The sequence below is a fragment of the Hirschia sp. genome, from assembly GCF_058892565.1.
The window spans coordinates 67461-92180 of record NZ_JBZXVU010000032.1; the positions used below are offsets into that span (position 1 = coordinate 67461).

The 24720-nt window shown below is 45.8% G+C and carries 23 protein-coding genes; 15 read left to right on the top strand and 8 right to left on the bottom strand.

The window, feature by feature from the left end; translation table 11 throughout:
* Positions 1–2 precede the first annotated feature (2 nt).
* Both AC5EF3_RS12230 and AC5EF3_RS12235 read right to left on the bottom strand, forming a co-directional pair.
* A complete protein-coding gene (locus tag AC5EF3_RS12230) occupies positions 3–1274 on the bottom strand; it encodes a 3-deoxy-D-manno-octulosonic acid transferase (RefSeq protein ID WP_493548242.1) in 1272 nt (423 codons plus the stop codon).
* Positions 1275–2060, bottom strand: coding sequence for a lysophospholipid acyltransferase family protein (locus tag AC5EF3_RS12235; RefSeq protein WP_493548243.1), 786 nt, complete (start codon positions 2058–2060; stop codon positions 1275–1277). It lies immediately after the preceding gene.
* Positions 2061–2206: 146 nt separating this feature from the next.
* Between AC5EF3_RS12235 and AC5EF3_RS12240 the strand changes: the two genes are divergently transcribed.
* From AC5EF3_RS12240 to AC5EF3_RS12265, 6 genes are all read left to right on the top strand, one after another.
* Positions 2207–2902, top strand: coding sequence for a fused DSP-PTPase phosphatase/NAD kinase-like protein (locus tag AC5EF3_RS12240; protein ID WP_015826850.1), 696 nt, complete (start codon positions 2207–2209; stop codon positions 2900–2902).
* A 99-nt stretch (positions 2903–3001) separates the two neighbouring features.
* The gene (locus tag AC5EF3_RS12245) at positions 3002–3289 is read left to right on the top strand and encodes a hypothetical protein (RefSeq protein WP_015826851.1); all 288 of its coding nucleotides are present in this window, start codon (positions 3002–3004) and stop codon (positions 3287–3289) included.
* Between the two features lie 118 nt (positions 3290–3407).
* Positions 3408–3776: a YybH family protein gene (locus AC5EF3_RS12250; protein ID WP_493548244.1), complete on the top strand. Its 369-nt coding sequence runs from the start codon at positions 3408–3410 to the stop codon at positions 3774–3776.
* Positions 3777–3891: 115 nt separating this feature from the next.
* Positions 3892–5232 carry a TldD/PmbA family protein gene (locus tag AC5EF3_RS12255; protein ID WP_493548245.1) on the top strand — a complete coding sequence of 447 codons (1341 nt, stop codon included), beginning with the start codon at positions 3892–3894 and terminating at the stop codon, positions 5230–5232.
* Positions 5186–6370: an inositol monophosphatase family protein gene (locus tag AC5EF3_RS12260; RefSeq protein ID WP_493548246.1), complete on the top strand. Its 1185-nt coding sequence runs from the start codon at positions 5186–5188 to the stop codon at positions 6368–6370. The genes AC5EF3_RS12255 and AC5EF3_RS12260 overlap by 47 nt, the downstream gene beginning before the upstream one ends.
* Before the next feature lie 32 nt (positions 6371–6402).
* Positions 6403–8181, top strand: coding sequence for an ABC transporter ATP-binding protein (locus tag AC5EF3_RS12265; protein ID WP_493548247.1), 1779 nt, complete (start codon positions 6403–6405; stop codon positions 8179–8181).
* Position 8182: 1 nt separating this feature from the next.
* Here the strand turns inward: AC5EF3_RS12265 and AC5EF3_RS12270 are convergent, their stop codons facing one another.
* Complete coding sequence (locus AC5EF3_RS12270) at positions 8183–8863, bottom strand: DsbA family oxidoreductase (protein WP_493548248.1); 681 nt, start codon at positions 8861–8863, stop codon at positions 8183–8185.
* A 221-nt stretch (positions 8864–9084) separates the two neighbouring features.
* Between AC5EF3_RS12270 and AC5EF3_RS12275 the strand changes: the two genes are divergently transcribed.
* Positions 9085–9603: a hypothetical protein gene (locus tag AC5EF3_RS12275; protein ID WP_015826858.1), complete on the top strand. Its 519-nt coding sequence runs from the start codon at positions 9085–9087 to the stop codon at positions 9601–9603.
* Positions 9604–9623: 20 nt separating this feature from the next.
* On the opposite strand, the gene msrB is transcribed toward AC5EF3_RS12275, so the two are convergent.
* From msrB to ubiA, 3 genes are all read right to left on the bottom strand, one after another.
* Complete coding sequence (gene msrB, locus AC5EF3_RS12280) at positions 9624–10226, bottom strand: peptide-methionine (R)-S-oxide reductase MsrB (protein ID WP_493548249.1); 603 nt, start codon at positions 10224–10226, stop codon at positions 9624–9626.
* Between the two features lie 75 nt (positions 10227–10301).
* Entirely contained in the window at positions 10302–11327 is a 1026-nt protein-coding gene (locus AC5EF3_RS12285) for a DUF3298 and DUF4163 domain-containing protein (RefSeq protein ID WP_493548250.1), read from the bottom strand.
* 49 nt (positions 11328–11376) lie between these two features.
* Positions 11377–12306 (bottom strand): 4-hydroxybenzoate octaprenyltransferase, encoded by a 930-nt coding sequence (gene ubiA, locus AC5EF3_RS12290; RefSeq protein ID WP_493548251.1) that lies wholly within the window; start codon positions 12304–12306, stop codon positions 11377–11379.
* Positions 12307–12596: 290 nt separating this feature from the next.
* Here ubiA and AC5EF3_RS12295 point away from each other — a divergent pair, with 290 nt between their 5' ends.
* Both AC5EF3_RS12295 and AC5EF3_RS12300 read left to right on the top strand, forming a co-directional pair.
* Complete coding sequence (locus AC5EF3_RS12295; RefSeq protein WP_493548252.1) at positions 12597–13367, top strand: 16S rRNA (uracil(1498)-N(3))-methyltransferase; 771 nt, start codon at positions 12597–12599, stop codon at positions 13365–13367.
* Positions 13368–13592: 225 nt separating this feature from the next.
* Complete coding sequence (locus AC5EF3_RS12300) at positions 13593–14969, top strand: glutamate--cysteine ligase (protein WP_493548253.1); 1377 nt, start codon at positions 13593–13595, stop codon at positions 14967–14969.
* A 53-nt stretch (positions 14970–15022) separates the two neighbouring features.
* Here AC5EF3_RS12300 and AC5EF3_RS12305 read toward each other — a convergent pair whose 3' ends face one another.
* On the bottom strand, positions 15023–16054 hold the full coding sequence (locus AC5EF3_RS12305; RefSeq protein WP_493548254.1) for a retropepsin-like aspartic protease: 1032 nt from the start codon (positions 16052–16054) through the stop codon (positions 15023–15025).
* A gap of 286 nt (positions 16055–16340) precedes the next feature.
* Here AC5EF3_RS12305 and AC5EF3_RS12310 point away from each other — a divergent pair, with 286 nt between their 5' ends.
* Positions 16341–18089 carry a peptide MFS transporter gene (locus tag AC5EF3_RS12310; protein WP_493548255.1) on the top strand — a complete coding sequence of 583 codons (1749 nt, stop codon included), beginning with the start codon at positions 16341–16343 and terminating at the stop codon, positions 18087–18089.
* Between the two features lie 97 nt (positions 18090–18186).
* On the opposite strand, the gene tldD is transcribed toward AC5EF3_RS12310, so the two are convergent.
* Positions 18187–19581: a metalloprotease TldD gene (gene tldD / locus AC5EF3_RS12315; protein ID WP_015826866.1), complete on the bottom strand. Its 1395-nt coding sequence runs from the start codon at positions 19579–19581 to the stop codon at positions 18187–18189.
* 524 nt (positions 19582–20105) lie between these two features.
* Between tldD and coxB the strand changes: the two genes are divergently transcribed.
* The 5 genes from coxB to AC5EF3_RS12340 all read left to right on the top strand — a co-directional run bounded on the left by coxB (position 20106) and on the right by AC5EF3_RS12340 (position 24674).
* Complete coding sequence (coxB, locus tag AC5EF3_RS12320) at positions 20106–21032, top strand: cytochrome c oxidase subunit II (RefSeq protein ID WP_493548310.1); 927 nt, start codon at positions 20106–20108, stop codon at positions 21030–21032.
* Positions 21033–21054: 22 nt separating this feature from the next.
* The gene (gene ctaD / locus AC5EF3_RS12325) at positions 21055–22728 is read left to right on the top strand and encodes a cytochrome c oxidase subunit I (protein WP_015826868.1); all 1674 of its coding nucleotides are present in this window, start codon (positions 21055–21057) and stop codon (positions 22726–22728) included.
* Positions 22729–22843: 115 nt separating this feature from the next.
* Positions 22844–23809: a heme o synthase gene (cyoE, locus tag AC5EF3_RS12330; protein WP_493548256.1), complete on the top strand. Its 966-nt coding sequence runs from the start codon at positions 22844–22846 to the stop codon at positions 23807–23809.
* Positions 23806–24105: a cytochrome c oxidase system small membrane protein gene (locus AC5EF3_RS12335; protein ID WP_493548257.1), complete on the top strand. Its 300-nt coding sequence runs from the start codon at positions 23806–23808 to the stop codon at positions 24103–24105. Before cyoE ends, AC5EF3_RS12335 begins: the two co-directional genes overlap by 4 nt.
* The gene (locus AC5EF3_RS12340; protein WP_493548258.1) at positions 24102–24674 is read left to right on the top strand and encodes a cytochrome c oxidase assembly protein; all 573 of its coding nucleotides are present in this window, start codon (positions 24102–24104) and stop codon (positions 24672–24674) included. Before AC5EF3_RS12335 ends, AC5EF3_RS12340 begins: the two co-directional genes overlap by 4 nt.
* The last annotated feature ends 46 nt before the right edge of the window (positions 24675–24720 follow it).

A 24720-nucleotide genomic window follows, 5' to 3' on the forward strand; every position in this document is an offset into this window, starting at 1 on the left:
CTCTACTCCTCTAACTGTGCTCTGAGTGTATGTAACGTCAGAGTGAGCGGTTCATCAACTGCTGAAAAGACTGAATCAACGCATGCCCAATCTGGGTTGTAGTCAGCGTTCTCAGATAAAATATCATCCCAAAACGCAAACAAAGCTTCTGCATCATTGCCGATGGAGATTGCTTTGCATGGTTGCAAAGCTTGTATCAAGTCAGCAAAATTAAAAGAATGCGGGCCGGTGAAAACTGGTTTGCGCAGTTTGAGTGGTTCTATCGGGTTGTGCCCACCAACGTCTGGCTTGTTAGCACCGCCAAGATATATGGCTTTCGCTAAATGCATCCATAACCCCATTTCACCAATCGTGTCTGCAAGCAAAACAGGGGCTGCACAGGCTGTCTGATTGATTATGGAGCGCTTTTCAAAATTTAATCTGGAATCGGTGAGCAGTTTTTCAATTTCAGGTGCGCGGTCAGGATGTCTAGGTGCAAGGATAAGGAAAGCATTACTGGTTTTTGCACTAAGCTTTTTGAAAGCATTTATTACAATTGCGTCTTCACCCGAATGGGTGGAAGCGGCAAGAAAACACTGACGGCCTGCAATTGAGGTTTGCCAGTTTGTCAATTCTTGTGGGTCGCAAGAGGGGGCTTCGATTGCACGTTTTAGGTTGCCAATCGTATCAATGGGCTTGTTGAGAATTTTACCCAATCCATTGGCCGTTTGTGTGTCTGCCGCACCGATAAAGTTGAAGCAATTGAAAATTGCTTTTGCTGCATTCTTGCGTTTTTTCCACCCGTTCAATGTCTTTGTTGTCATACGCGCATTGATGAAATTGAGGGGGATGTTTTTTTTGCGTGTTCTGCGTATGAGATTTGGCCAGATTTCACCTTCTGCAAAAACAGCAATATCAGGCTGCCAATGGGATAGGAAATTTTCAATCGCTTTGGGCGTATCAATTGGTGCCATTTGATGGGTGATATTGGGATTGGCTTTTGAAGCTATCATATCTGCAGAAGTTAAAGTCTGACTTGTGACAAGAAGATGATAGTCTTGGTAGGATGTTTGTAATTTGTTGAATATGCTCAATAGCATGGCTGTTTCGCCAACGCTTGCCCCATGCATCCAGATGAGCTTGCCCGATGGTCGAGATTTGTTTGTTTTTCCAAATCGTTCTGCGAGACGCTCTTGTCGCTCTTTACCGGATTTAACGCGTTTGTTGAGCATAACCCCTGCGAAGGGTTCTAGTAGTCGAGTGATAATGGAATATGCAAATAGACTGAATGTCATTTAGTCGTTAGCCGCTTGCGTGGATGTATTGCCATCTTGAGATTGTGGAGAAGAGGCTTTTTCTGGATAGGGCAAAGCTTCGAGGCCAGCAAGTTTATCCGCGCGACGTGTAACCTCTCGTAGGCGGGCTTCTAGTTCGGCCCGCAATTCCTCAGCATCCGCTGAACGCGGCACTTCCATTGGGCCAGCAAACACAACACTACCTTTCGAGAACAATCCCGGAAGAACAAGGCGGTCCCATGTTTTTAGACGTTTAGATGGAGCGGCGGAAACACCCCATAAAATGATAGGCGTGTTCGTGAGTTGGGCAATGCGGATTGGTCCTAGACCCGCTTCTTCACGTGGGCCACGTGGACCATCCGGTGTCATACAAACTACGCCGCCTTTTTTAAGCGCTTTGGTGGCAAGGCGGAGGGCTTCAGTGCCGCCCTTGTCTTTATTCTTTTTCTTTTTATTGGCAGCAGAGCCTCTAATCGGGTTGAGGTTCAAATGGATAGCCGCTTGAGTGATAAAAGCGCCATCCCTTGATTGAGAGATAATCATTGAGATCGGGTTCTCTGCTTTTTTCCAGCGGGATGTGATTTTTGCAGGCAGTACAGACATGACAAAAATACGTGAATGCCATGCTGCGAGGATTGCGCCTTTATTGTTTTCAAAATGGTCTTGAAGAATTTCTTCTCCTTCAATCGTCCATTTGCTCGTGCGGACCATGAGCGCCATGTAAGCCCACAATATCCAACCAAGAATGGATTGCAGGATTTGGGATCGGAAAATGGACTTTATCATCAGTTTTACATCTACTCGTCACTGCGGGTTGGCGTGAGTGGAGCAGAACATCTGCCAGTTTGTCATGAGATACAAGCCTTTACTCTGCTGACGTGTACGCGTATTTGCCAATACGATCCTAAATTATCAGACAGAGAGCTAGAATCTTGGGCAAGAAACTAAAAGAACCACGTGATATTTCGACCCCTGAAGGCCGCAAATTGGCAAATCATGATCTAATGTGGGGAGATCACGGGTTTTTACGGCTCAGATTTCGCAATTTGCATCAAATATCTGATGAAATGTATCGCGGGAATCAGCCCTCGCCCAAACAGGTGGCGGCTTATGCAAAAGAGCTGGGCATTAAAACCATTATTAACCTGCGCGGAGAAAGCCCCAAAGGTTATTATGTATTGGAGAAAGAAGCTTGCGAAGAAAACCGTATTGATCTGATCGATTTTCAGATGTTTTCTAGAGATACGCCGACGCCCAAGAAGATACACGATGCAAAGTATCTATTCGATAATATTGCTTATCCTGCATTCATGCATTGTAAATCGGGTGCGGATCGCGCTGGTATTATGTCAGTATTATACATGCATTTTCGGCAGGGCCTGCCAATAGCAGAAGCGGTAGAGCAGCTATCGTTTAAATATCTTCACGTTAAACAAGGTAAAACCGGAATGCTGGATTTTTTCTTTCAGCAATACATCGACCTCGTCGAGCAGACTCCAGAAGGTGAAACACCGCTGACTTTCCTTGAGTGGATTGACGGTCCTTATGATCGAGAAGCAGTGAAAGCTGAGTTTTTAGCTACTTGGAAAGCCAAAATGATGGTAGATCGCATACTCCGCCGGGAGTAAGGTGTTTATTAATTACCCGATATGGGGGAAAACACTTGAAAATGATCTGCAATCAGCCAAAAGTATGCTCAGGCGCAGAATTAGGATAAAAGGTTCGCTATGAAGTTCTTCATCATTAACAGCTTTCGCAGCCTTGTTTACATCGCATATTTTGCGGTAATCATTGTGTTTGCACTCGGTACTTACATTGAACGACAAACTGTAAATCAGACATTTTTTGATCTGGTAGGTCGTCGTCTAACTGAAACAGGCGAAGGTTTGGTTGCCGTGTTGTCTGGTTTGGCTGTCGGATGGTTTGTTGCAACAATCTTGTGTGGATTGATCGTGACATTGCTCGATATTCGCGACGACATTAATGATCGCTTGCCAGACGCGCGCGATAATTAATTTATTCCGGTAGATTGCTGAGATCCGAGCCTGCTACAATTGATTGTGGCAGGCTTTTTTATTGTTTGCGCAGACGAATCTCTATCTGGATAAGGCACCAAATAGGATATATGCAAAGATGATCGCGACCGCATCAAAACAATTGATTGAAGCTTGGGTGGATGCTTTCAATAGGGCCGATGCGCAATTGCTAGCTTCGCTATACGCGGAAGGCGCAACAAACCATTTAATGATGCAGCAGCCTGTTATCGGGCGTTCGAACATAAGAGAAGCTTTTCAACAAGAGTTTGAAGAAGCGCAGATGTTTTGTATTATCGAGAAAATAGAAGGCGAAAATCACTGGGCAACGCTTGAATGGAAAGATCCCAATGGTCTCAAAGGGCATGGGTATTTTGAGATCAAGGACGAGAAAATCGTGTTTCAGCGTGGGTATTGGGATAAATTGTCATTTCTACATTTTCATAGTCCTAACCAATCTCGCAATTAGCGCACAGTGAATGGACGGAGAATGATCAAAGAAATGCAATTGTAGATCAAAAAAAATGCATTCAAATTTATTTGGCGCGTTGTAGTTTTTAGCTGTCCGGTCCATACCGTTAATCATGACACAAGAAAATAAAGCAGACATTTTATCATCCCTCATTGAAGCAACCATCAAAGCCGGCGCTGATGCGGCAGATGCTAGCTTGGCAACGAGCGAAAGCTTGAGCGTTGAGGTTCGCAATGGTGCCCTTGAGGGGGTGGAGCGTGAAGAAGCAGGCGGCGTATCTCTGCGTGCGTTGGTTGGTCAACGTCAGGCGCATGTGTCGGGTTCAGATATGTCTCCAGATGGCTTAAAGGCTATGGTGGAGCGCGTTGTGGCAATGGCCAAAGCGGCACCTGAAGATAAATATTGTGGTATTACGCCTGCAGATGAAATCGCGACTGAATATGTGAATCTTATGCTTGAAGGCGATGAATGTCCCTCAGCTGATTTGCTAAAGGAACGAGCGTTGGAAGCTGAAGCTGCTGCGCTTGAAGTGTCTGGTGTTCAACAAACTGGTCATGCTGGCGCAACATGGAGCGCATCGACAGGGTATGTTGCGGCTTCCAACGGTTTTTCGGCAAAGAAAGTTGGTGGATCAACATCTGTTGCTGTGATGGCTATCGCTCAAAAAGATGGAGCGATGGAACGTGATTATGACAGTTGGGCAAAACGTAAATATGCAGATATGCCAACGCCAGCTTCTGTGGGATTGTCAGCAGGGCAGCGCGCTGTTGCGCGATTGGGTGCGCAAAAAATAAAGTCTCAGACCGCAGCAATTATTTACGATAACCGTCTCTCCAGTCGGCTAATATCATCTTTTGTCAGTGCTATATCTGGGCCTGCTGTCGCACGCGGTGTGTCTTTCTTGAAAGATAAAATGGGCGAGCAGGTTTTTGCTGCAGGGGTTGATATCATTGATAATCCGCTGGAAATTTCTGGTTGGGGGTCTCGTTGGTTTGATGGTGAAGGGCGACCTGTATCAAAAAAGAAATTAATTGATGATGGTGTGCTCACCCAGTGGCTCTTATCTGGTCCATCAGCTAAACAGTTGGGATTGAAACCCAATGGAATGGCTTCTTCTGGATTTGGTGACCCTCCGGGTGTGACCACAACCAATTTAAACCTTGCGGCTGGTGAATTAGATCAGGCAGGATTAATGAAACAAGCTGGAAGCGGTTTGCTTGTGACAGATATGTTTGGTCCTTCGATCAACTCAAATACAGGTGATTATTCTGTTGGGGTATCTGGTTTCTGGTTTGAAGGTGGTGATATTGTTCATCCTGTATCTGAAGTAACCATAGCGGGTGATTTGCCATCCATGTTTAAAAGACTAATTCCTGGCTCAGACCTTGAAAACCGTGGGTCGACAAATGCGCCAAGTATTCTCATTGATGGGATGTCGCTTGCCGGACTCTAAAAACACTGCTGCTTCCTTAGAAGATGATCTCAATCTTTTGCGCGATGTTGCGAAGGAAGCAGGTGAGTTGGCGTTAACTTGGTTTCAAAAAGGCGCTAAAAAATGGGACAAATCACCCAATAATCCGGTTACGCAAGCGGATATTGAGGTCAATGATCGCATAGCTCTTAGGTTGCTTTCTCAACGGCCAACTTATGGATGGCTATCTGAAGAAACGAAAGATGATTCTGATAATCGTGATATGGGGCGCGTGTTCGTTGTCGACCCTATTGATGGCACAAAAGCGTTCATTGCAGGTCAGCCATATTTTTGTGTGTCTATCGCGCTGCTTTACAATGATGAATCCGTTGCGGGTGTCATTTACAATCCTTCCACAGATGAAATGTTTGAAGCTAGCAAGGGCGGCGGCGCATTTTTGAATGGTGAGCCTATTTATGCTTCTGGTGCACAGGAAATTGTTGATTGCAAGATGATTGGACATCCAACGCAGTTTCAGCCTTACCCTGAATATCCAGATTGGCTTTGGCCCAAATTGCAATTAGCCGATCCTATTCCAAACGCCGTCGCCTATAGAATAGCGTTGGTTGCAAGTGGGCAATGGGATGCTGTGGTGGCTTTGAGCAATAAGTGTGATTGGGATTTAGCGGCGGCAACATTGATACTCAAAGAGGCAGGTGGGCAGTGTACTGACCATAAAGGGCGCGAATTTGTATTCAATGGTCGTATACCGGTCCAGAGAAGCGTAGTTGGCGCTGGCAAAAACTTGCATCCATTGCTAATAGACAAAGTACGAGTCGCCCCGATACCTGATCCTAAAGAGGAAAAGCTTGTCGGTACGGCACATCAAAACATAAATCGAGCAAAAACGAAGTTGGATCCTATGAACACATCAGCACCAAAATCCAGTTCCCAATTATTGCACCTGGTCATCGGTGGAGAATTAAAAGATGTCACCGGTATCGAGTTTGAAGATCTCAAAGCTGTAGAATTTGTGGGTGCATTCGGGTCGCATGAAGAGGCTTACAATGCATGGAAAGCAGCAGCTCAACGTACTGTTGATAATGCCGAGATGCGTTTCTTTATTCTGCATGCTCACCGTTTGATGGACCCAGAAACTGGTCATTCACACGACGTTTAGGATGTGCGGCCCTATAATTGAAGGGCCTTATTATGGCTAAACCAGACAATAAACTCTTACGTCGCTTCGCCTCTGATTGGATGGCGAAGCATTGGCGTTTGTTCGCTTTAGGGGCTTTATTTTCGGCTATAACAGCGCTTGCCGTTGCCAGTTATGGTTTGATGGTGAAGACGGGGCTTGATTGGCTCAGTGCAAGTGAGCATGGTCAGGGCATGGTCAAAATTCCATTGCTCAATCTGTCCGTACCATCTGGAAAAATGATCTGGCTTTTGCCGTGTGCTGTTGTGGGCTTTGCAACGATACGTTCTATTTCATTGTACACGCAAACTATATTGAATAATTCCGCTGTTCAAAAAGGCTTAGTAAGTGTGCAGGATGCGCTGTTCAGTCGTTTGATTGAAGGTGATTATCAGCGCTTAACCGCAGCTGCATCGGGTGAATTTGTTTCTCAATTTATCAATGACATGAATCTTGTTCGTGAAGCGTCTTTACGTGTGGCGACAAACTTGATTAAGGGCATTCTTACCGTTCTGGCGTGTGTTGCGACCATGTTTTGGTATGATTGGGCTTTGGCTTTGATGGTCTTGGTGGTCTACCCGATTGCATTTGCGCCTGTCGTGCAGATTGGTAATAGGCTTCGTAAAGTTTCCAAGGCTGCGCAGCAGCAAACGGGTGAAATGACGGCTTTGCTCAATGAAGGTTTTCAGGGGGGACGAACCTCTAAAGCTTTTAATCTTGAAGGTTATCAGAATGCGCGTGCTCATGCAGGCTTTCTTGAGCGAGCTAGATTATACCTTAAAGTGCTGCGCTCTAAAGCGCTTGTTGATCCATTATTAGAGGTCGTTGGCGGGGCAGCATTAGCGGGAGTGTTTGCTTTTACAGGTTGGCGCATCATGAATGGTGAAGCCACAGTAGGTGATTTTGGTGGATTTATCGCAGCTATTGGTGCCGCTTCTCCTGAGGTGCGTGCACTTGGGACACTAAATTCTGTGACAAATGAGGGGTTGGCGGCACTAGATCGTATCTATGCTGTGCTGGACGCCCCCGATGAAGTTGCAGATAAAGCCGATGCGACAAAGCTTGAAAACATTGAAGGCAGAATAGCTTTTGACAATGTATTTTTCTCTTATGGTGATCAGCCAGTTCTAAATGGTTTGAGCTTTTCAGCTGAGAAGGGGCAGACGATTGCTTTGGTTGGCCCATCCGGGGCAGGTAAATCGACTGTTTTTAATATGGCGCTTCGTTTGTATGATGCGGCCAATGGTCATGTTTTACTGGATGATATCGATGTGCGCCATTTAGAGCGGCATAATTTACGGTCTCATATGTCGCTTGTGTCTCAAGATGCGTTTTTGTTTGATGACACGCTGAGAACAAATATTAAGCTAGGGAAGATGGATGCAAGTGAGGCTGAAATCATTGCTGCGATGGAGGGGGCCGCTTGTGACTTTGTGCATGATTTGCCCGATGGATTAGATACACGCGCAGGTGAAGGTGGTCGTAATCTTTCCGGCGGCCAAAGACAGCGTATCGCAATAGCCCGTGCTATGTTAAAAGACGCGCCTATTTTATTATTGGATGAAGCAACGAGCGCATTGGATGCTTCATCAGAAGCCAAAGTGCAAAAAGCACTGGAAACATTATCTCATGGGCGCACAACGCTGATTATTGCGCACCGGTTATCAACGGTGAGATCGGCCGATAAAATATTCGTACTTGATAAGGGCCGTGTGGTCGAAGAGGGGGATCACGAAACCCTCATGCAGAAAAATGCAGTTTATGCTGAGCTGGTCAAACTGCAATTATCCTAGATTACGCAGGCTCTTCGGGAATATTTGGCCCTGCTTCAACTTGCTCCAAGAAAATTACGAGCGCGGACACTTCTTGTGCGCCTTGGATCGCATATTTGCCATTTGCGATAAAGGTTGGAACACCTGAAACACCAAGATTGCGGAAGAATGCTTCTTCTTCCTGCAGAGATTTTACATCTGCGTCTTCGCCAAGGAGTTTTTCAATCACTTCAGGAATGAGGCCGATTTGCTCTGACAGGCTTAATAATGTCTGCGTGTCGTTGAGATCTTTGTGGCGCTTGAAGTATGCATGAAAAAATGCTTCGGCGGCTTTGGGGCCTAATGATTTCCCATCTACACTTTGACCTTGTGCCCAGCGGATAATGCGGTGAGCGTTAAATGTGTTTGCGCGTTTGGGGATTCCATCAAAACGAAAGGGGATGTTTTCAGCTTGGCCTGCAGCTTCCAAGTGTTCGCGCATTTGGGTCCATTTATTGTCGGATGATGTGTCTCCAAACTTGTTGCGCATATACTCCTCATAATCGACACCTTCTGGCGCAACATTGGCATCGAGCTGGAAAGGACGCATATTTAACGTGACTTTATCACTTCCAAAAATCTCAATCGCGGCCTCTACGCGGCGCAGTCCCAGCCAGCACCATGGGCATACGACATCGGACACCATATCTAAATTAATTGTCATATTTCTTGGCCTTCTAGGATAGACAAATTGGGGATTTCAGCGTTTCATGTTAACTATAAACGAGCGGATTGGGGGACTTTTCTTTGGTTTTTCCGTAGAAAAGTAAAATTCGAACAAGCAAGAGGAATGGTTAAAATGCTTCCTCCGAAAGAGAATTTGACGCGTAGCGTATCAAGAAAAGATATAGCGTTCTGAAGCCTATTTCCAAGAGAGGATTAGTCATGCGGTCGTTTTTATTGGCTTTTTTGAGTACTATTTGTCTAACATCGCTTATTGCTTGCGGCACTGAGGCGAAGCAATCCGAACGTGTCATGTTTCAAGATAAGCCCGAAAAAGTGCGCGCTGTCGGTCTAAGAAGCAATTTGGATCCTTTTACTGTGGCGATAGGTGCTGAGCGTTGGAATGTCATTATCGGTAAAGCGAGATCTGCGCTTGAGCTAAAACATTCTACTCCTTCTGAGGATGATTTGGTTCGAATTGATTTGGCGCTTCGTGCAGGGGTGCGCGACCTGTTAGAGTTGCGTGATGCACTATGTTTGGCAAATGAAAAGCCAATTGAGACATGTGTGGCGATTGAAATTCCTGAATGGGCCGCAACTCCGCCAAATACTGTCACCTCACTCATAGAATATGAAGCGCGCTCTCAATGGTTAGGAGAAGCGGCTAATAATCTTAGTGCTATCGGCTGTGAAGCCGGCCGTGAAGTTAGCAATGATGAGTATTTGTGCGCCGTTGAATAAGCGCACAAATATAGAGGCGATCAAGAAAGGTCAGCTTCGGGTACAAACACAAGCGCGTCACCATTATTGCACCAACGTTTGCCGGTTGGCTTGGGTCCGTCATCAAAGACATGTCCTTGGTGGCCGCCGCAGCGAGAGCAATGGTATTCTGTTCGTGTATAGAATAATTTGCGATCTGCTTTGGTCTTTAAACGGCCAGGAATGGCATCTGAGAAACTTGGCCATCCTGTGCCTGAATTATATTTTTGGTCAGAGGTGAACAATATTTGCCCGCATCCTGCACAAGCAAACCAACCATCCCGTTTCTCGTCGTTTAAAGAGCTTGAGAAAGGGCGCTCGGTGGCTTCATTGCGCAATATTTTGTATGCGTCTTCACTAAGTCTATCGCGCCAATCGGCTTTTGTTAGATTTTGCCATTGATTTTGACTAAGTGTGTCAAAACCTGGAGCGGTTTCTGGAGCATCGCTCGTTACGTGACTGGTATCTGCATCTGTCGTTTGTGGGTCTTTGCCAAAACCGTTTGCAACGAGTGCACCGCTTGTGAAGACTGCGCCGCCGCCTAAAAAGACAAAAGCACTACGTCTGGAAAGCCAAAAGGCTTTATTTTTGTCTGAATGTGTCATGCCAATATGATGACTTATCTATTGGTAAACTTCCAAACAATTGATTGTGAATGGGCTAAAGTGATCCAATTGCGCTTATTCTACGTGCAGCCTTAAGGCGTTGCCGCCGAATAATTCTTGATACTCAGGACGTAGATCGAGATGGAAAATTTCCTGTTCAACAATGATTGTATATGGCCCCTCAACATATGGTCCAAGCGTGTAGGGGGCGAACATGAATAATATACCGCCAAATTTTTGATCAATATCTGAACTTGTCAGTGCGATTTCAGCACCAAAAATGCGTTCTTTCATTCTGTTGGAAGCACATTCAATTGGCTCTCCATCAATGGTGGTTTCGCCTATGCGTTCAATTTTAGCTTGTTTCAATTGCTCACAAGCGGCAATAGCCAATGCGGGTGAAATACCGATTCGTGGATGAAACAGATTTTCCAGATTTATTGATTTTCCGGTATCTATTTCAGCGATAAGTCCTTGCCAATTCAAATTGGGGTGGGCACCGCCAGTATAGCTATATTCGCGCCCTTTGGCTGAGACGATATTGCCGCTGCGCTGAATTTCAGCAAATTGAATATCGACATCCCAAGGGTGAAATGTCAGGTCATTTGCAAGTGCCGTTTCTTTTGCTTCGATTGCATCGGCTTTGAGGCGATCGCGATAGCTTCCTATTTTTTTCATTATAGGAAGATAGGCTGGTTCTTCACTGCTTCCTGTTGGAAACCGTGCTTCAAATTCAATTTCGGGTAAATCCAGCCGCATATTTTCCGCATATCGGTTTGCTCCGGGGCGGGGTGCAATAGGGGTGGCTTCTATTGAAGGTGTTGCTTCTGCAGCATCTTTATCGTCTGTTTTGGGAACAACCGATGAAGGCGTGACGTTTTGCACCGGCTTTTCGGGTGTTGTTTGCGTGTTTGTCTTGCCGGAAGTCGCTATCGTGCTGTCTTTATCAGTTTCAATAGTGGGGCCGGTGTGCAGCTGATGAGCACCGTTAGAAGCACCGCCAATAATTGTAAACAGAGCTGTGATTAAAGCTGTCGAGATTGCAATCGTTATGGACAGAGCTTCATCGCCGAACAAGCCTTTGGATTTTTTCACAGCCATTTTTTATTCCTATAGATCTGCTTTTGCAGTTTGTAGTGTGCACGTCCGTTTAGATTAGAAATATAGACGACAATCCAAACCCGGCTAAAAGCAATAAAGAAGCTTCTCTGTTTGATTTAAACAAAATCAGCGCTCTATCACCCATTTCTGGAGATGTCTTTATCGCCTGTAACATTAAATGGCCACCGAAAATTGCAACACCGAGCAGGCCAATAGGCGCTTGCTTTAAAAGGCAGGCTGTTGAGATTAAAATCACAGACAGGCCATAAAGGATGAAGGTTGCTGATTGCACTTTTGCGCCAAAGCGGCGGGCGGTCGATTTTACGCCAATCATAGCGTCATCTTCAATGTCTTGAAGCGCGTATATTGTATCATACCCAATCGTCCAGAAGACGAATCCTAGATATAAAATCATGTCAGGCATTTCAATGCGCTGGTTCACTGCAGCAATAGCGACCAGAATTGCCCAATTAAAAGTGAAACCTAACCATGCTTGCGGCCACCATGTGATCCGCTTCATGAGCGGATAGGCTGCAATGAGCGGGATTGATAAAAGGGAGACAATTTGTGCGGTTCTTGGCAAGGTGAGCAAAACACATAATCCGATGGAGCATTGAATTAATGTCCAGATCCAAGCCTTTTTGACACTGACGCGGCCTGCAGGAATTGGGCGTCCAGCCGTGCGATCAACTTTTGCATCAAAGTCTTTATCGAGAATATCATTATAGGTGCAACCGGCTCCGCGCATGGCAATTGCACCTATAAAAATAAGGATAGCTAATTGCAAATCGCTCCAGTGTGGCAGCTCATTTAAACGCGTAAATGCAATTGCGACCCATCCTGGGATGGCGAGCAACCAAATGCCAATAGGGCGATCATAGCGTGACAAACGGCAATATGGTTCAAACCAATTTGGCATTTTATCGACCCAAGACGTGGGTTGGGCATCTTTAGGGATAAGAGGCGAGCTCTGGTTCATTGGCCTATCTCTGTGTCAGAGGCTGTGTGTGTTCGTGCGTTAGGCGCGCGTTCTATGAAAATATCACATTCACCGGATTGGTTGTCTTGATAGCAACGACACTCTTTGAGTTCATAATCAAACTTACCACCAACTGATTTGCAATTTTCTATTTGAGCCTCACAAGCTATCAAGCTTGAACAGGCCAATGCTAGAAATAACGAGGTGAAACTGAATTTTTTCTTCATATCTGGAGAAGACTTTCATTCGAGTGTTGAGCCTTTGCGCAAATTTGCCCATAAACTTGCCCTATGAGCACGATCCCACGCCTTTTCGTCAAGGCCGATTTAACCCTTGGCGCCCCAATCGCTTTGACCTCTGAGCAGGCCAATTACCTTTTTCGCGTTTTGCGTTTGTCAAAGAATGACGCTGTGCGCGTTTTTAATGGACGTGACGGTGAATGGCGGGCGAGCGTTACAGAAGTTATGCGCTCTGCTGGTTTTTTGTGTTTGGAGGAGTTGATTATCCCGCAAGCTGTTATTGGTGATTTACAGTTATTGTTTGCTCCTTTGAAAAAGACCTGCACGGACTTTGTGGTTGAGAAAGCTACCGAGCTTGGTGTGACAATGATTCAGCCAGTGATTACCAAGCGAACACAAACCAGCACAGTGCGTGTGTCTCGGCTCGAGAAAATTGTTGAAGAAGCAGCCGAGCAAACCGAAAGATTGGATATTCCACTTGTTCAGGAACCAATTCAATTGCTGGAAGCTTTAGGGAAGTGGGATAAGAATCGGCGGTTGGTCTTTTGTGATGAAGCCGGTGATGATCCAACAGAAAACTGGGGCGGCGATGTTGGGCGCGCTCGTCCTATGATGGAAGCGATATCTGAACTGAAAGATGGTTTGGCTGCAATACTGATCGGGCCAGAGGGTGGTTTTTCACCAGAAGAACGCAAATATCTGCGTCAGCAAGATTGTGTCATACCCGTTACTTTGGGGCCGCGTATCTTGCGCGCTGAGACGGCTGCTGTGTCGGCGCTGACTTTGTGGCAGGCCGTACGTGGGGATTGGCGAGCATCATAGCTGGAGCTTATTCACACTATAACTGGAGTGTTTTGGCAATCTGGCTAATCATTTTTAGATACAGTCAGAATTTGGTAAACATGTCCGACATTTGAATTTTGAAGTAAAATTATCGTTATTTCAACGTTCAGGTCTTGGCTAGAGACACACAAGCACCTATTTGCGACTAAGTTTAATATCAATAGCTGCACAAATTTTGTGGCGATTCATGCAGGGGCAGTTTCCATGTCTACGCCGACTAAACCAATCGATTCAAATGCGCCTCGAATTGAGTCAAAGGATGAGCTGATCGCGCATCTTGCGAAAGGATGTAAGCCCCGCGAAGAATGGCGGATTGGAACGGAACACGAGAAATTCGGCTTTCTGAAAGATGGTAATCAGCCTGTTCCTTATGACGGTCATGCTTCAGTGCGCTCAATGCTTGAAGGGCTTAGAGATCGCTTTAATTGGGAGCCAATTGAAGAAGATGGTCGCATTATCGGCCTTAAAAAAGATGGTGCTTCGGTAAGTTTAGAGCCGGGTGGTCAATTTGAGCTGTCGGGTGCACCGCTAGAGCACATTCATCAGACATGTAATGAAGTTGGTGTTCACTTAAAGGAAGTGCGTGAAATTGCAGATGAAATTGGTGTTGCATTTCTCGGTCTTGGTTTTTCACCAACATGGTCATTAGAAGAAACGCCTATGATGCCAAAAGGGCGTTATAAAATTATGCGTGACTATATGATGAAAGTCGGGCGTCTTGGGCGTCAAATGATGTTTCGTTCCTGTACTGTGCAAACAAATTTAGATTATTCATCAGAAGCCGACATGGTGAAGAAGATGCGGGTATCGCTGGCGCTTCAACCTGTGGCGACGGCTTTGTTTGCTAATTCCCCTTTTAATGAAGGGCGTACAAACGGGTTTCAATCCTATCGCGCGCATGTGTGGACAGACACTGACCCTGACCGCACGGGCATGCTGCCATTTGCCTTTGAAGAAGGCTATGGATTTGAACGATATGTAGATTACGTCCTTGATACACCTATGTATTTTGTTCGTCGAAATGGTGAATATATGGATGCATCTGGAAAGTCTTTCCGTGATTTTCTAGACGGAAATCTAGACATAATTCCTGGTGACAAACCAACAATGGATGATTTTGACGATCATATGTCGACACTGTTTCCAGAAGTGCGTCTGAAACAATTTCTTGAAATGCGAGGCGCTGATTCTGGTCCTTGGGGACAAATTTGTGCGCTGCCTGCCTTCTGGGTTGGCTTATTATATGATGAGCAAAGTCTCAATGATGCTTGGGAGCTTGTACGTCACTGGAGCGTGGCTGAGCGTGAAAGCATGCGACGTTGTGCGCCTGTTATGGGTTTGGCCTCACCAATTCGTACACAAACTTTGCAAGATATTGCTAAAGAAGTGTTGGCTTTGTCTCGAGCTGGTCTAAAACGACGTGCAAAACTGTCTTCATCTGGTGACGACGAAACAGGGTTCTTGACACAGCTCGATCAGATTGCAGAAACAGGTGAAAATGCTGCGCAAATCATGTTGAAGAAATATCATGGTGAGTGGAACCGCGATCTTTCACATGCATTTAAAGAATATGCATACTAGCATTTGCAACGCTCAATCAAATATTAGCGTGCATTCAAAAGTGAGGTGGCGAGTTAATTCGCACCTCCTGGCGTTTTGTATGTAGAAGACATTACACCGACGCATTTTATTCTCGAACCTGTACAGTCGTTCGCGTCCTGCTCTAGCCAGTATTTGGTAACAAATGCCATTTTTTCAGTTTTTCTATCAACAATAATTGCCATATCATTGAGCAGGTTTAGGCCAATTAAGATAGACGGGCTTTGGGTCAAATTTATATGCTCAAGGGCTGGCGCATCAAAAATAAGTGCACGCGAAGGGTTCCATGTGAGATTGGACGTTTTAACTTTACCCAAATTCACGTGATGCATTGTGGTTTCTTCGCCGTTTACATCTGAAAAAGTAGCAGTTTTTAAAGTTCGACCACGCTTCTCTAATTTTTTTGCGAGCGTTGTATTGATTACTGTAAAATTTATTCCGGTATCAAGAATAGCGGTTGCGCGCACACCTGAGACCTTAACGGGCACTGTGAGGAGACGCATATTGTCTCCGAAATTTGTGAGTTTTGACCATCTAAGTTGGTCAATATTGTTATCAAAATCAAAATGAGACAGCCTGTTTCCTAGGGATAACTCACTATCTAAGAAATTAATCATGAGGTAGCGCTGGTCTTCGGTTGCAGACATTAGGAAGTCTGTTCCGATCAATCCCTGCACGGAAGGGTCGGCGATACTATCAGAGTCGTCGAGGATTAAGACATGCCCCGCAAAATTCAAAGGACCGGCTGACAATGCTTCCATGACGACTGTGTCAGAAAGTTCGCTTCCAATGAGACCATGTACCATTCTGTTTGCGACATGTCGTTCCAGTTTGAGCTGAGAAAATGTTGATTTCCTGACCGCTGACATACTCGCGGCAGTATCAAGAATGACAGGAATAGTCGTGCTGTCATTGATGGAAATGTCAAAGGCATATAGTCCATCTATCGAGCGTGTGAGGGGGATTGTGAAGGCCGCATTTTCTTTTTGGACAGCCTCTGAAGGTGAGACATGGGCCGTAAATATGGCGACAGAAGTGAGCAAAACTTTTGAGAAAGTCGTCAACATGATGGTAATTTCCTCGCTATTTTTATTTATTTTTTTCGTAACAATAGCATAAATTTCACCAAAAATGGATTTGGGCGGCTAAAATGGTTAAATGCGACAAAAGTTTGGTGAGTTCGGATCAGAATATTTCGTGTTCTAGTAGATCTTAGGGCATTTTCCCTGCCGTTTTGCCTGAAACTGCATTTTTATCCTTCAATTCATGCGTCCATTTCTTCAAATCGCTTGAGAAACTCGAATTTGCGTGCTTGTCTTGCCGCCAACTTAAAACAACGCCATCGGGGGCGAAATGACAGAAACGACTATTGAAGATTCGCAGGACAAGACCATTCTTGGTCATCCGCGCGGATTATTTGTATTGTTCTTTGCAGAAATGTGGGAACGCTTTTCATACTATGGTATGCGCGGTCTATTAATACTGTATCTGACGCAACATTTCTTATTCTCAGATCATAAATCATCTCTAATTTATGGGGCTTATGTTTCCCTTGTTTACGTCATGGGAATTGTTGGCGGTATACTTGCCGATCGGTATCTTGGAAAACGTAAAGCTATTATTTTTGGAGCGGTATTGCTGACAATTGGCCATTTTGGAATGGCATTTGAAGGTTCAGGTTCCAAGCAGATAATGACGTATTCAGGCGCTGAATATGAACTGAAACTTGATGGACGCGGCGGTGATGCAATCCCATACGTGCTGTCTGAAACTGGTCGCTCTGATATTTCATATGATGAGGGTGGTTCAGTGATGGTGATTGCTGATTCAGCGCAAGTTGGATTGCCTGAAACAATTGCTAGAGAAGATTACACCACGTCGGTTGTTCAAGAAGATTTGTATGTGAACATACTCTATCTCTCTCTTGCGATTATCATTGCTGGTGTTGCGTTTCTGAAACCAAATATTTCTGCAATTGTGGGTGATCTATACGGCATTGGCGATGTACGCCGTGATTCTGGTTTTACCATTTTCTATATGGGGATTAACCTCGGGTCATTCATAGCGTCATTTGCATGTGGAATTCTCGGTATTGTATATGGCTGGAAATATGGTTTTGGTCTTGCTGGTATTGGAATGTTGCTCGGCCTTGTTACCTTTATTGGATTTAAAGGGTGGTTGAACGGAAAGGGAGAAGCTCCTTCCGAAACCAAGCTAAAACAATCAGTTTTAGGACCGATCAATGTGGAAATGCTTTGCTATGCCAGCGCTGTTATAATTGCCATTTTAGCTATCTGGCTGATTAAGAATGCAGAAATCGTTGCACCTCTGATGGGGATTGTCGGGATTGTCACATTCATAGCTTTGCTTGCTTATGCTTTCTTTAAGCTTGAGGGCGGGGAAAGAAGTGGAATGTTTGCTGTAATGTATTTTGCTTTGGCACAGATTCCATTCTGGTCTCTATTTGAGCAGGCAGCTTCATCTTTGAACCTATTCACGGACAGGCTTGTTGATCGTACTATTTTGGGCTGGAATGTACCTGCTCCGGTCTTTCAGGCATTGAACGCAGGTTTTATTTTCTTGTTCGCACCGTTGATCGCTTGGATGTGGATTTTCCTTGCAAAACGTAAGCTTGAACCTTCCGCACCGGTCAAATTTGCAATTGGTGTATTCCTTGTTGCAGTTGGTTTCTTGGTGCTTGTTGCCGGAATGAAGCTAACAGGGCCTGGTGCCATGACAGGCGTGTTGTTTATTTTCCTCGTCTATTGGGTTCACACGATGGGAGAGCTTTTCATCTCGCCTGTTGGTTTGTCTGCGACAACGAAAATGGCACCTTTGACTGCTGCTGCTTTGGCCATGAGTGTTTGGTTCTTGTATACAGGATTATCGAATTCTCTTGCTGGTGTGATTGCTACAATGGCCGGTGCTGAAACAATTGGTGGTCAGATGGTCGATGCTGTTACTGCGAAGGCAACATATGAAGCTGTTTATACCAAGCTGGCTTATGTCGGTATGGGAATTGGTGTGGCTATGCTGGCAATGGGTCCGCTTGTTAAAAAGTGGATGCGTGAAAAAGAAGAAAGCCAGATTGCGGATACCTAAACCGCTGAGGTGAATTAAAATAAGAAAGGGCGGCTTCGTGATTAGGAGCCGCCCTTTTTAGTGGTGATTAGTTATTTAGTTTGGGGCTTTGTGACGATTAGCCAGCACCACCAACTGTGATGGCATCAATTTTCAAGCTTGGTTGACCAACCCCAACCGGCACTGATTGGCCAGCTTTTCCGCAAGTGCCAACGCCATCATCAAGAGCAAAATCATTTCCGATCATAGAAACTTGCTGAAGCACTGTTGGGCCATGTCCAATGAGTGTTGCATTCTTCACAGGTGCACCCACTTTACCATCTTCAATCATGTAAGCTTCTGTGCATTGGAATACGAACTGACCGTTTGTGATGTCGACTTGTCCGCCACCAAAATCAACGGCCCAGATGCCGCGTTTAACTGATTTTATCATTTCTTCAGGATCGTGATCTGCACCTGTCATGAATGTGTTTGTCATGCGTGGCATGGGCGAACACGCATAGCTTTCGCGGCGACCATTTCCTGTTGCGGCAACACCCATGAGGCGCGCATTCATACGATCTTGCATATAGCCTTTAAGAATGCCGTCCTCGATCAGGACTGTGCGTTGTGTTTGGGTGCCCTCATCATCAAAGGAGAGAGAACCACGGCGATCTTGTATTGTTCCGTCGTCAATGATTGTGACACCCTTGGCGGCAACTTGTTCACCGATCTTTCCTGAATATATGGAAGAGCCTTTGCGGTTAAAATCACCTTCAAGGCCATGCCCTACAGCTTCATGGAGCAAGACTGCTGGCCAACCAGGGCCAAGAACAACTGGCATTTCACCAGCAGGGGCAGGGATGGATTCTAAATTTACAGCAGCTTTTTTCATGGCGCGCTCGGCAAGCGCTTTCCAGCGAGCTGGTTGGATCCACTCATCATAGGCTGCGCGACCACCTGCGCCGGCTCCACCTGTTTCACGGCGGCCATCTTTTTCCATTGTGATGGATACGTTTAATCGCACGAGGGGGCGGGCATCTGTGACGATTGCACCGCCTTGGCGCATAATTTCGACTTCCGCCCGTGATCCTGCAAGCGATACAGAAACTTGCACAACGCGGCTGTCTTGTGCGCGGCACCACGCATCAATTTCGGCCAATAAATTTGTTTTTGCGGCAAAATCAGGTGCGTCTGTTGGGTCAACATCTGCATAGAGGCGTGAATTTACGGGGGCAGGTGGTTCGGCAAGCACGCCTGAGCGACCTTGCTTTGCAGCGGAAGCGGCATTTGCAGCGCGTTTCAATGCGGGTTCTGTGATTTCACTAGCGTGGGCAAATCCAGTTGTTTCGCCAGACACAACGCGCAGGCCAAAACCTTTACCTGTGTCAAAGGCAGCTGATTTTAGCCGACCATCATCAAATACAAAACTTTCTGAGCGGGCCGTCTCTACATAAAGCTCACCATCATCTGCACCATGAAGGGCGTCATCGAGTATTTTAGAAGCAGCAGAGCGGTCGTAAAGTTCTGACATAAAAGAGGGTCCGTTGTTGAATGTTCAAACTGAACAGGGGAGTGAGCTGACAGTTTTACTCGTTGGGTTAGAGCGAGTGATCAGCATTTTGCACTTTGCGTGTTAATCTAAATGTTAGGGTGCGCCGTGATAACATTCAATAGTGATATTGCGCTTTGTACCATGTATCTGGTGGAACGATTAGAAATAAATATTGGCTTCAATCGTCGATTCGAATCGCACCAATCCGTTCTATTTGCCCATTTTGGGCTTAGCGCGGCAATACGTCTCAGCACAAAAATATCGGCTTTTTTCATTGAGTTTACGGGGATTTTGGCGATAAAGTGACGAAAACCCATTGCTTTGACACTTAGCCGACTTTTCAAAGGCTAAAGGGTCATGTTAGCGAGGGGACAAATAGGTGAATTGTGTGTAATTTTGGGCTTTGGCTGGATTGCGCATAGATTCGCATTGGTCCTGATTAAAGTTGCATGTTTGATATCGTGTTGAATATGCGTGAAGAATTGAGGGAGACGCGCAAAGCTATGCGTTTGCACGGATTAAAATTGGGCGCTGCGATTGCAGGTGCTCTCACGGTTGGCGCAGGTGCTGCGTTTGCCAATGAACCAGTAGCGATGGCACTTGGCCCACAACCTGCGGCGTCTGCTGTTGCGGAAAATGTGACTTGGTTCCACAATTATGTGATGGTGATCATTACCGTGATCACGATTTTTGTAACGGTTTTGCTTGGTTGGGTGATTTTGAAATTCAACGCCAAAGCTAATCCTGTTCCTGCAAAATTTTCGCACAACACCGCAATTGAGGTTATCTGGACAGTTGCTCCAGTGTTGATCTTGTTTGCGATTGCGATCTTCTCATTCCCGCTTCTATTTGAACAAGACGTTGAGCCAACCAAGCAAAAACTTGAAAATGGTGAGTATGCTGAGATTGCACCTGAAGATTGGGTGACAATCAAAACATATGGTCGCCAATGGTATTGGTCTTACTTCATCGACACTGAAAACGCTGATGGTGAAGTAGAGGTTGTTGAATTTGATGCGCGTATGATCGCTGAAGATGATATTCCTTCTACACCGGGTGCACGCCGCAATCTATCAACTGATAATCCGCTTGTTCTGCCTCAGGGCAAATACATTCGTATGAACCTTGCTGCTTCAGATGTGATCCACTCATGGGCAATGCCTGCTTTCCGCCTGAAGACAGATGCTGTGCCAGGTCGCTTGAACCAACTTTGGTTTAAAGCTGAAAAGCTTGGTGTGTATTACGGTCAATGTTCAGAGCTTTGCGGCCGCGATCACGCATTCATGCCGATTGAAATGCGCATTGTGCCTCAAGATCAATATGATCAATGGCTGAGCCTAGCGGCGAATGACATTGACGAAGCAACTACATACATCAACCAAGTCGCCCCACGTCCAGCTGCGCCTGTTCGTGTGGCCTCGGCTCAATAATTTAAGAAGGAGCGAAGGTCCCATGACGACGGAACCGACGATCAAAAGAGAAGCCGTGGCAGACCACCATGATGGTGATCACACGGGTGCACCAAGTGTCTGGTCTCCAGCACGCTGGTTGTTTTCAACAAACCACAAAGACATTGGTATCATGTACCTTGTTTTTGCTATGTTTGCGGGTGTTATCGGATTTGGCCTTTCGGGGATGATCCGCATTGAGCTTATGGAGCCGGGTGTACAATATTTCACCGGCCTAGAAGGCTCTTGGGGTGATCAGCACAACTACAATGTTGTGACGACAATGCACGGACTGACAATGATTTTCTTCATGGTTATGCCTGCGCTTATTGGTGGATTTGGTAACTTCTTTGTTCCAATCATGATTGGTGCGCCGGATATGGCGATGCCGCGCATGAACAATATTTCTTTCTGGCTTATGCCTTTCTCATTTGGTCTAGCATTGCTGTCTATGTTTGTGCCGGGTGTGAATGAAACAGCCAAAGGTTTTGGTGGTGGTTGGGTGCTATATCCACCGCTTTCGACATCAGGTCACCCAGGTTCTTCCATGGACCTTCTGATCTTGTCGCTTCACATCGCTGGTATTTCTTCAATTTTGGGTGCGATTAACTTCATCGTGACAATCTTGAACATGCGCGCACCGGGTATGACGATCCACAAAATGCCTTTGTTTGCATGGGCTTTGTTGATCACTGCATTCCTTCTTGTGCTTGCTCTTCCTGTTCTTGCTGCTGCGCTGACGATGCTTCTGACTGACCGTAACTTCGGATCTCAGTTCTTTGACCCTGCTGGTGGTGGTGACCCGATCATGTTCCAACACTTGTTCTGGTTCTTTGGACACCCAGAAGTGTACATCATGATTTTGCCGGGATTTGGTATCATTTCCCACATCGTTTCTACCTTCTCTAAGAAACCAGTCTTTGGTTACCTCGCGATGGCATATGCGATGGCTGCGATTGGTTTTATCGGCTTTATCGTGTGGGCACACCACATGTATACTGTTGGTATGGGCGTTGAGCTGAAAGCATACTTTGTGGCGGCGACAATGGTTATTGCTGTGCCTACAGGTGTGAAAATCTTCTCATGGATCGCGACAATGTGGGGTGGATCTATCACTTTCACAGTCCCAATGCTTTGGGCAATTGGTTTCATCTTCTTGTTTACCGTGGGTGGTGTAACGGGTGTGATGCTTGCCAATGCTGGTGTCGACCACATGCTTCACGACACATATTACGTCGTGGCTCACTTCCACTATGTGCTATCACTTGGTGCGGTGTTTACACTGTTTGCTGGTTGGTATTACTGGTTCGAGAAAATGTTTGGTATCAAGTACAACGCACCTTTGGCTGCTTTGCACTTCTGGCTGATGTTTATCGGTACGAACATGATTTTCTTTCCGCAACACTTCTTGGGTCTAAACGGTATGCCACGTCGTTATGTGGATTACCCAGATGCATTTGAGTTCTGGAATAGAATTTCGACATATGGTTACATGATCACTGCTGTTGCTATGATTGTTTTCTTCTCCGGACTGATCCTTTCCATGATCGTGCGTAAGAAAGCTGAAGCGAACCCTTGGGGAGAGTATGCGACAACACTTGAGTGGACATTGTCTTCACCTCCACCTTTCCACCAGTTCAACGAACTACCTGTCGTTAAAAACGCTGGCGGACACTAAGTGAAAACGCATATCGGCTCGCGAGTGACACCGATATGCTAAAGAAACCTCAATCGCTCTCCTGCAAAGCCATACTGCTTCAGCAGGGGAGCGATTGTATCATTAGATTGAAAAAATGAGCGATATAGCCACCCCTTTAGAAGATGACATTCGCATGGCCAGTTTTGGCGATTACGTGCAGCTTATGAAGCCGCGCGTGATGATGCTTGTTGTGTTCACTGCATTTGCTGGCTTGATTGCTGCACCGGGTTCTATGAATTGGGTGACTGCGTCTGCAGCTGTTTTATCAGTTGCGTTGGCATCTGGCGCGGCTGGATCGCTGAATATGTGGTATGATCACGATATAGATGCGATCATGAAGCGTACTGTTGTGCGTCCTATTCCATCGGGCCTTATTCCAAGAGATGAAGCGTTAGGCCTTGGCCTGATCATGTCTTTTGTTTCGGTGACGATTATGGCGCTTGCAGCCAATCCGCTCGCAGCGGGTATATTGGCATTTTCTATTTTCTTCTATGCCGTCGTTTATACGATTTGGCTCAAACGCTCGACATCGCAAAATATTGTGATTGGCGGGGCCGCTGGTGCATTTCCGCCAATGATTGGGTGGGCTGCTGCCACTGGTGAAGCGCCGTTAAATGCTTGGTTGTTATTTGCCATAATCTTCTTCTGGACGCCGCCGCATTTCTGGGCTTTGTCACTTTGGACAAGCAAGGAATATGGCAAGGCGGGTGTACCCATGTTGCCGGTCACGCATGGTTCAAAAAATACACGTCTACAAATACTGCTATATTCCATTCTTCTATTACCAATCGGTATGTCTCCTGTGGTAACTGGATTGGGCGGATATGTTTACATGGCAGCTTCTTTTGGTCTTGGTGTATGGTTTTTGTGGGCAGCAATTCGTGTCTATCTGTCTAAAGCTGGGGATGATGATGCGGTTGGCGAAAGCGATCTTGTTCACGCCAAAAAACTGTTTGGGATATCCATAGTTTATCTGTTTGCGTTGTTCGCTGTTTTAGCGATCGAGCAGGGGCTAGGGCTTCACTTTGCAACTCCCTTTGTGTTGGAGGGGTTATCATGAGTGAGCAAACAACGCCTGTAATGGAAACGATTAAGTTGACACCTGCTCAAGAGAAAATTCGCAAAAGACGTGGCCTTCTTTTGGCTTTGGCATTGTTTAGTTTTGTGATTCTCGTTTTTGTCATCACTTTGGTTCGATTGGGTGAAAACGCATCGGTCGTCGCAAACTCGAGAGATTTTTCGACTGCCGTTGAATATTTCTCTGACGACGGCACCAAAATTACTGCTGATGGTAAAGTTATCGAAGAAGTACCTGATTTAATTGTCGAATCCGAAGACGATGAGGCCGGGCAATGAAAATATCTCGTAATGCCAAGACCACTGGTATCCTTGGAGTTGTTGCTCTGGGGATGTTGGGTTTAGGGTTTGCTGCCGTTCCTTTATATGATGCATTTTGCAAAGTGACTGGCTTTGGCGGAACCACACAAATTGCCCAAAAACGTCCTGACCAAGTGCTGGAACGTGAAGTGATTGTCCGGTTGGATACAAACACAGGGCCGCAGACTGGTCTGAGTTTTAAGGCTGTCGATCGCACTTTCCCTATTCACCTTGGTGAAACAGGCATGGTGTTTTTTGAAATTTCCAATGATACGGACCATCCGATTACGGCAATGGCAGCTTATAATGTAGCGCCGCATAAGGCAGGGCCGTATTTTAATAAGCTTGAATGTTTCTGTTTTGAGGAACGCGTATTTGAACCGGGTGCCAAAGAGCGTTTACCCGTTATCTTCTACATTGACCCTGAAATGGATACCGAAAAACAGTTGGACGACATAACTGATATTACGCTTTCGTATACTTTTTACGATACGGATGCGGAAAAACACCTAACCGCTCGGCTTGATAACGAGGTTTCACCACACTAAACCTCGCAGCCAGCAAAAGAATTGACGAACGCGACTTAAACTTGAG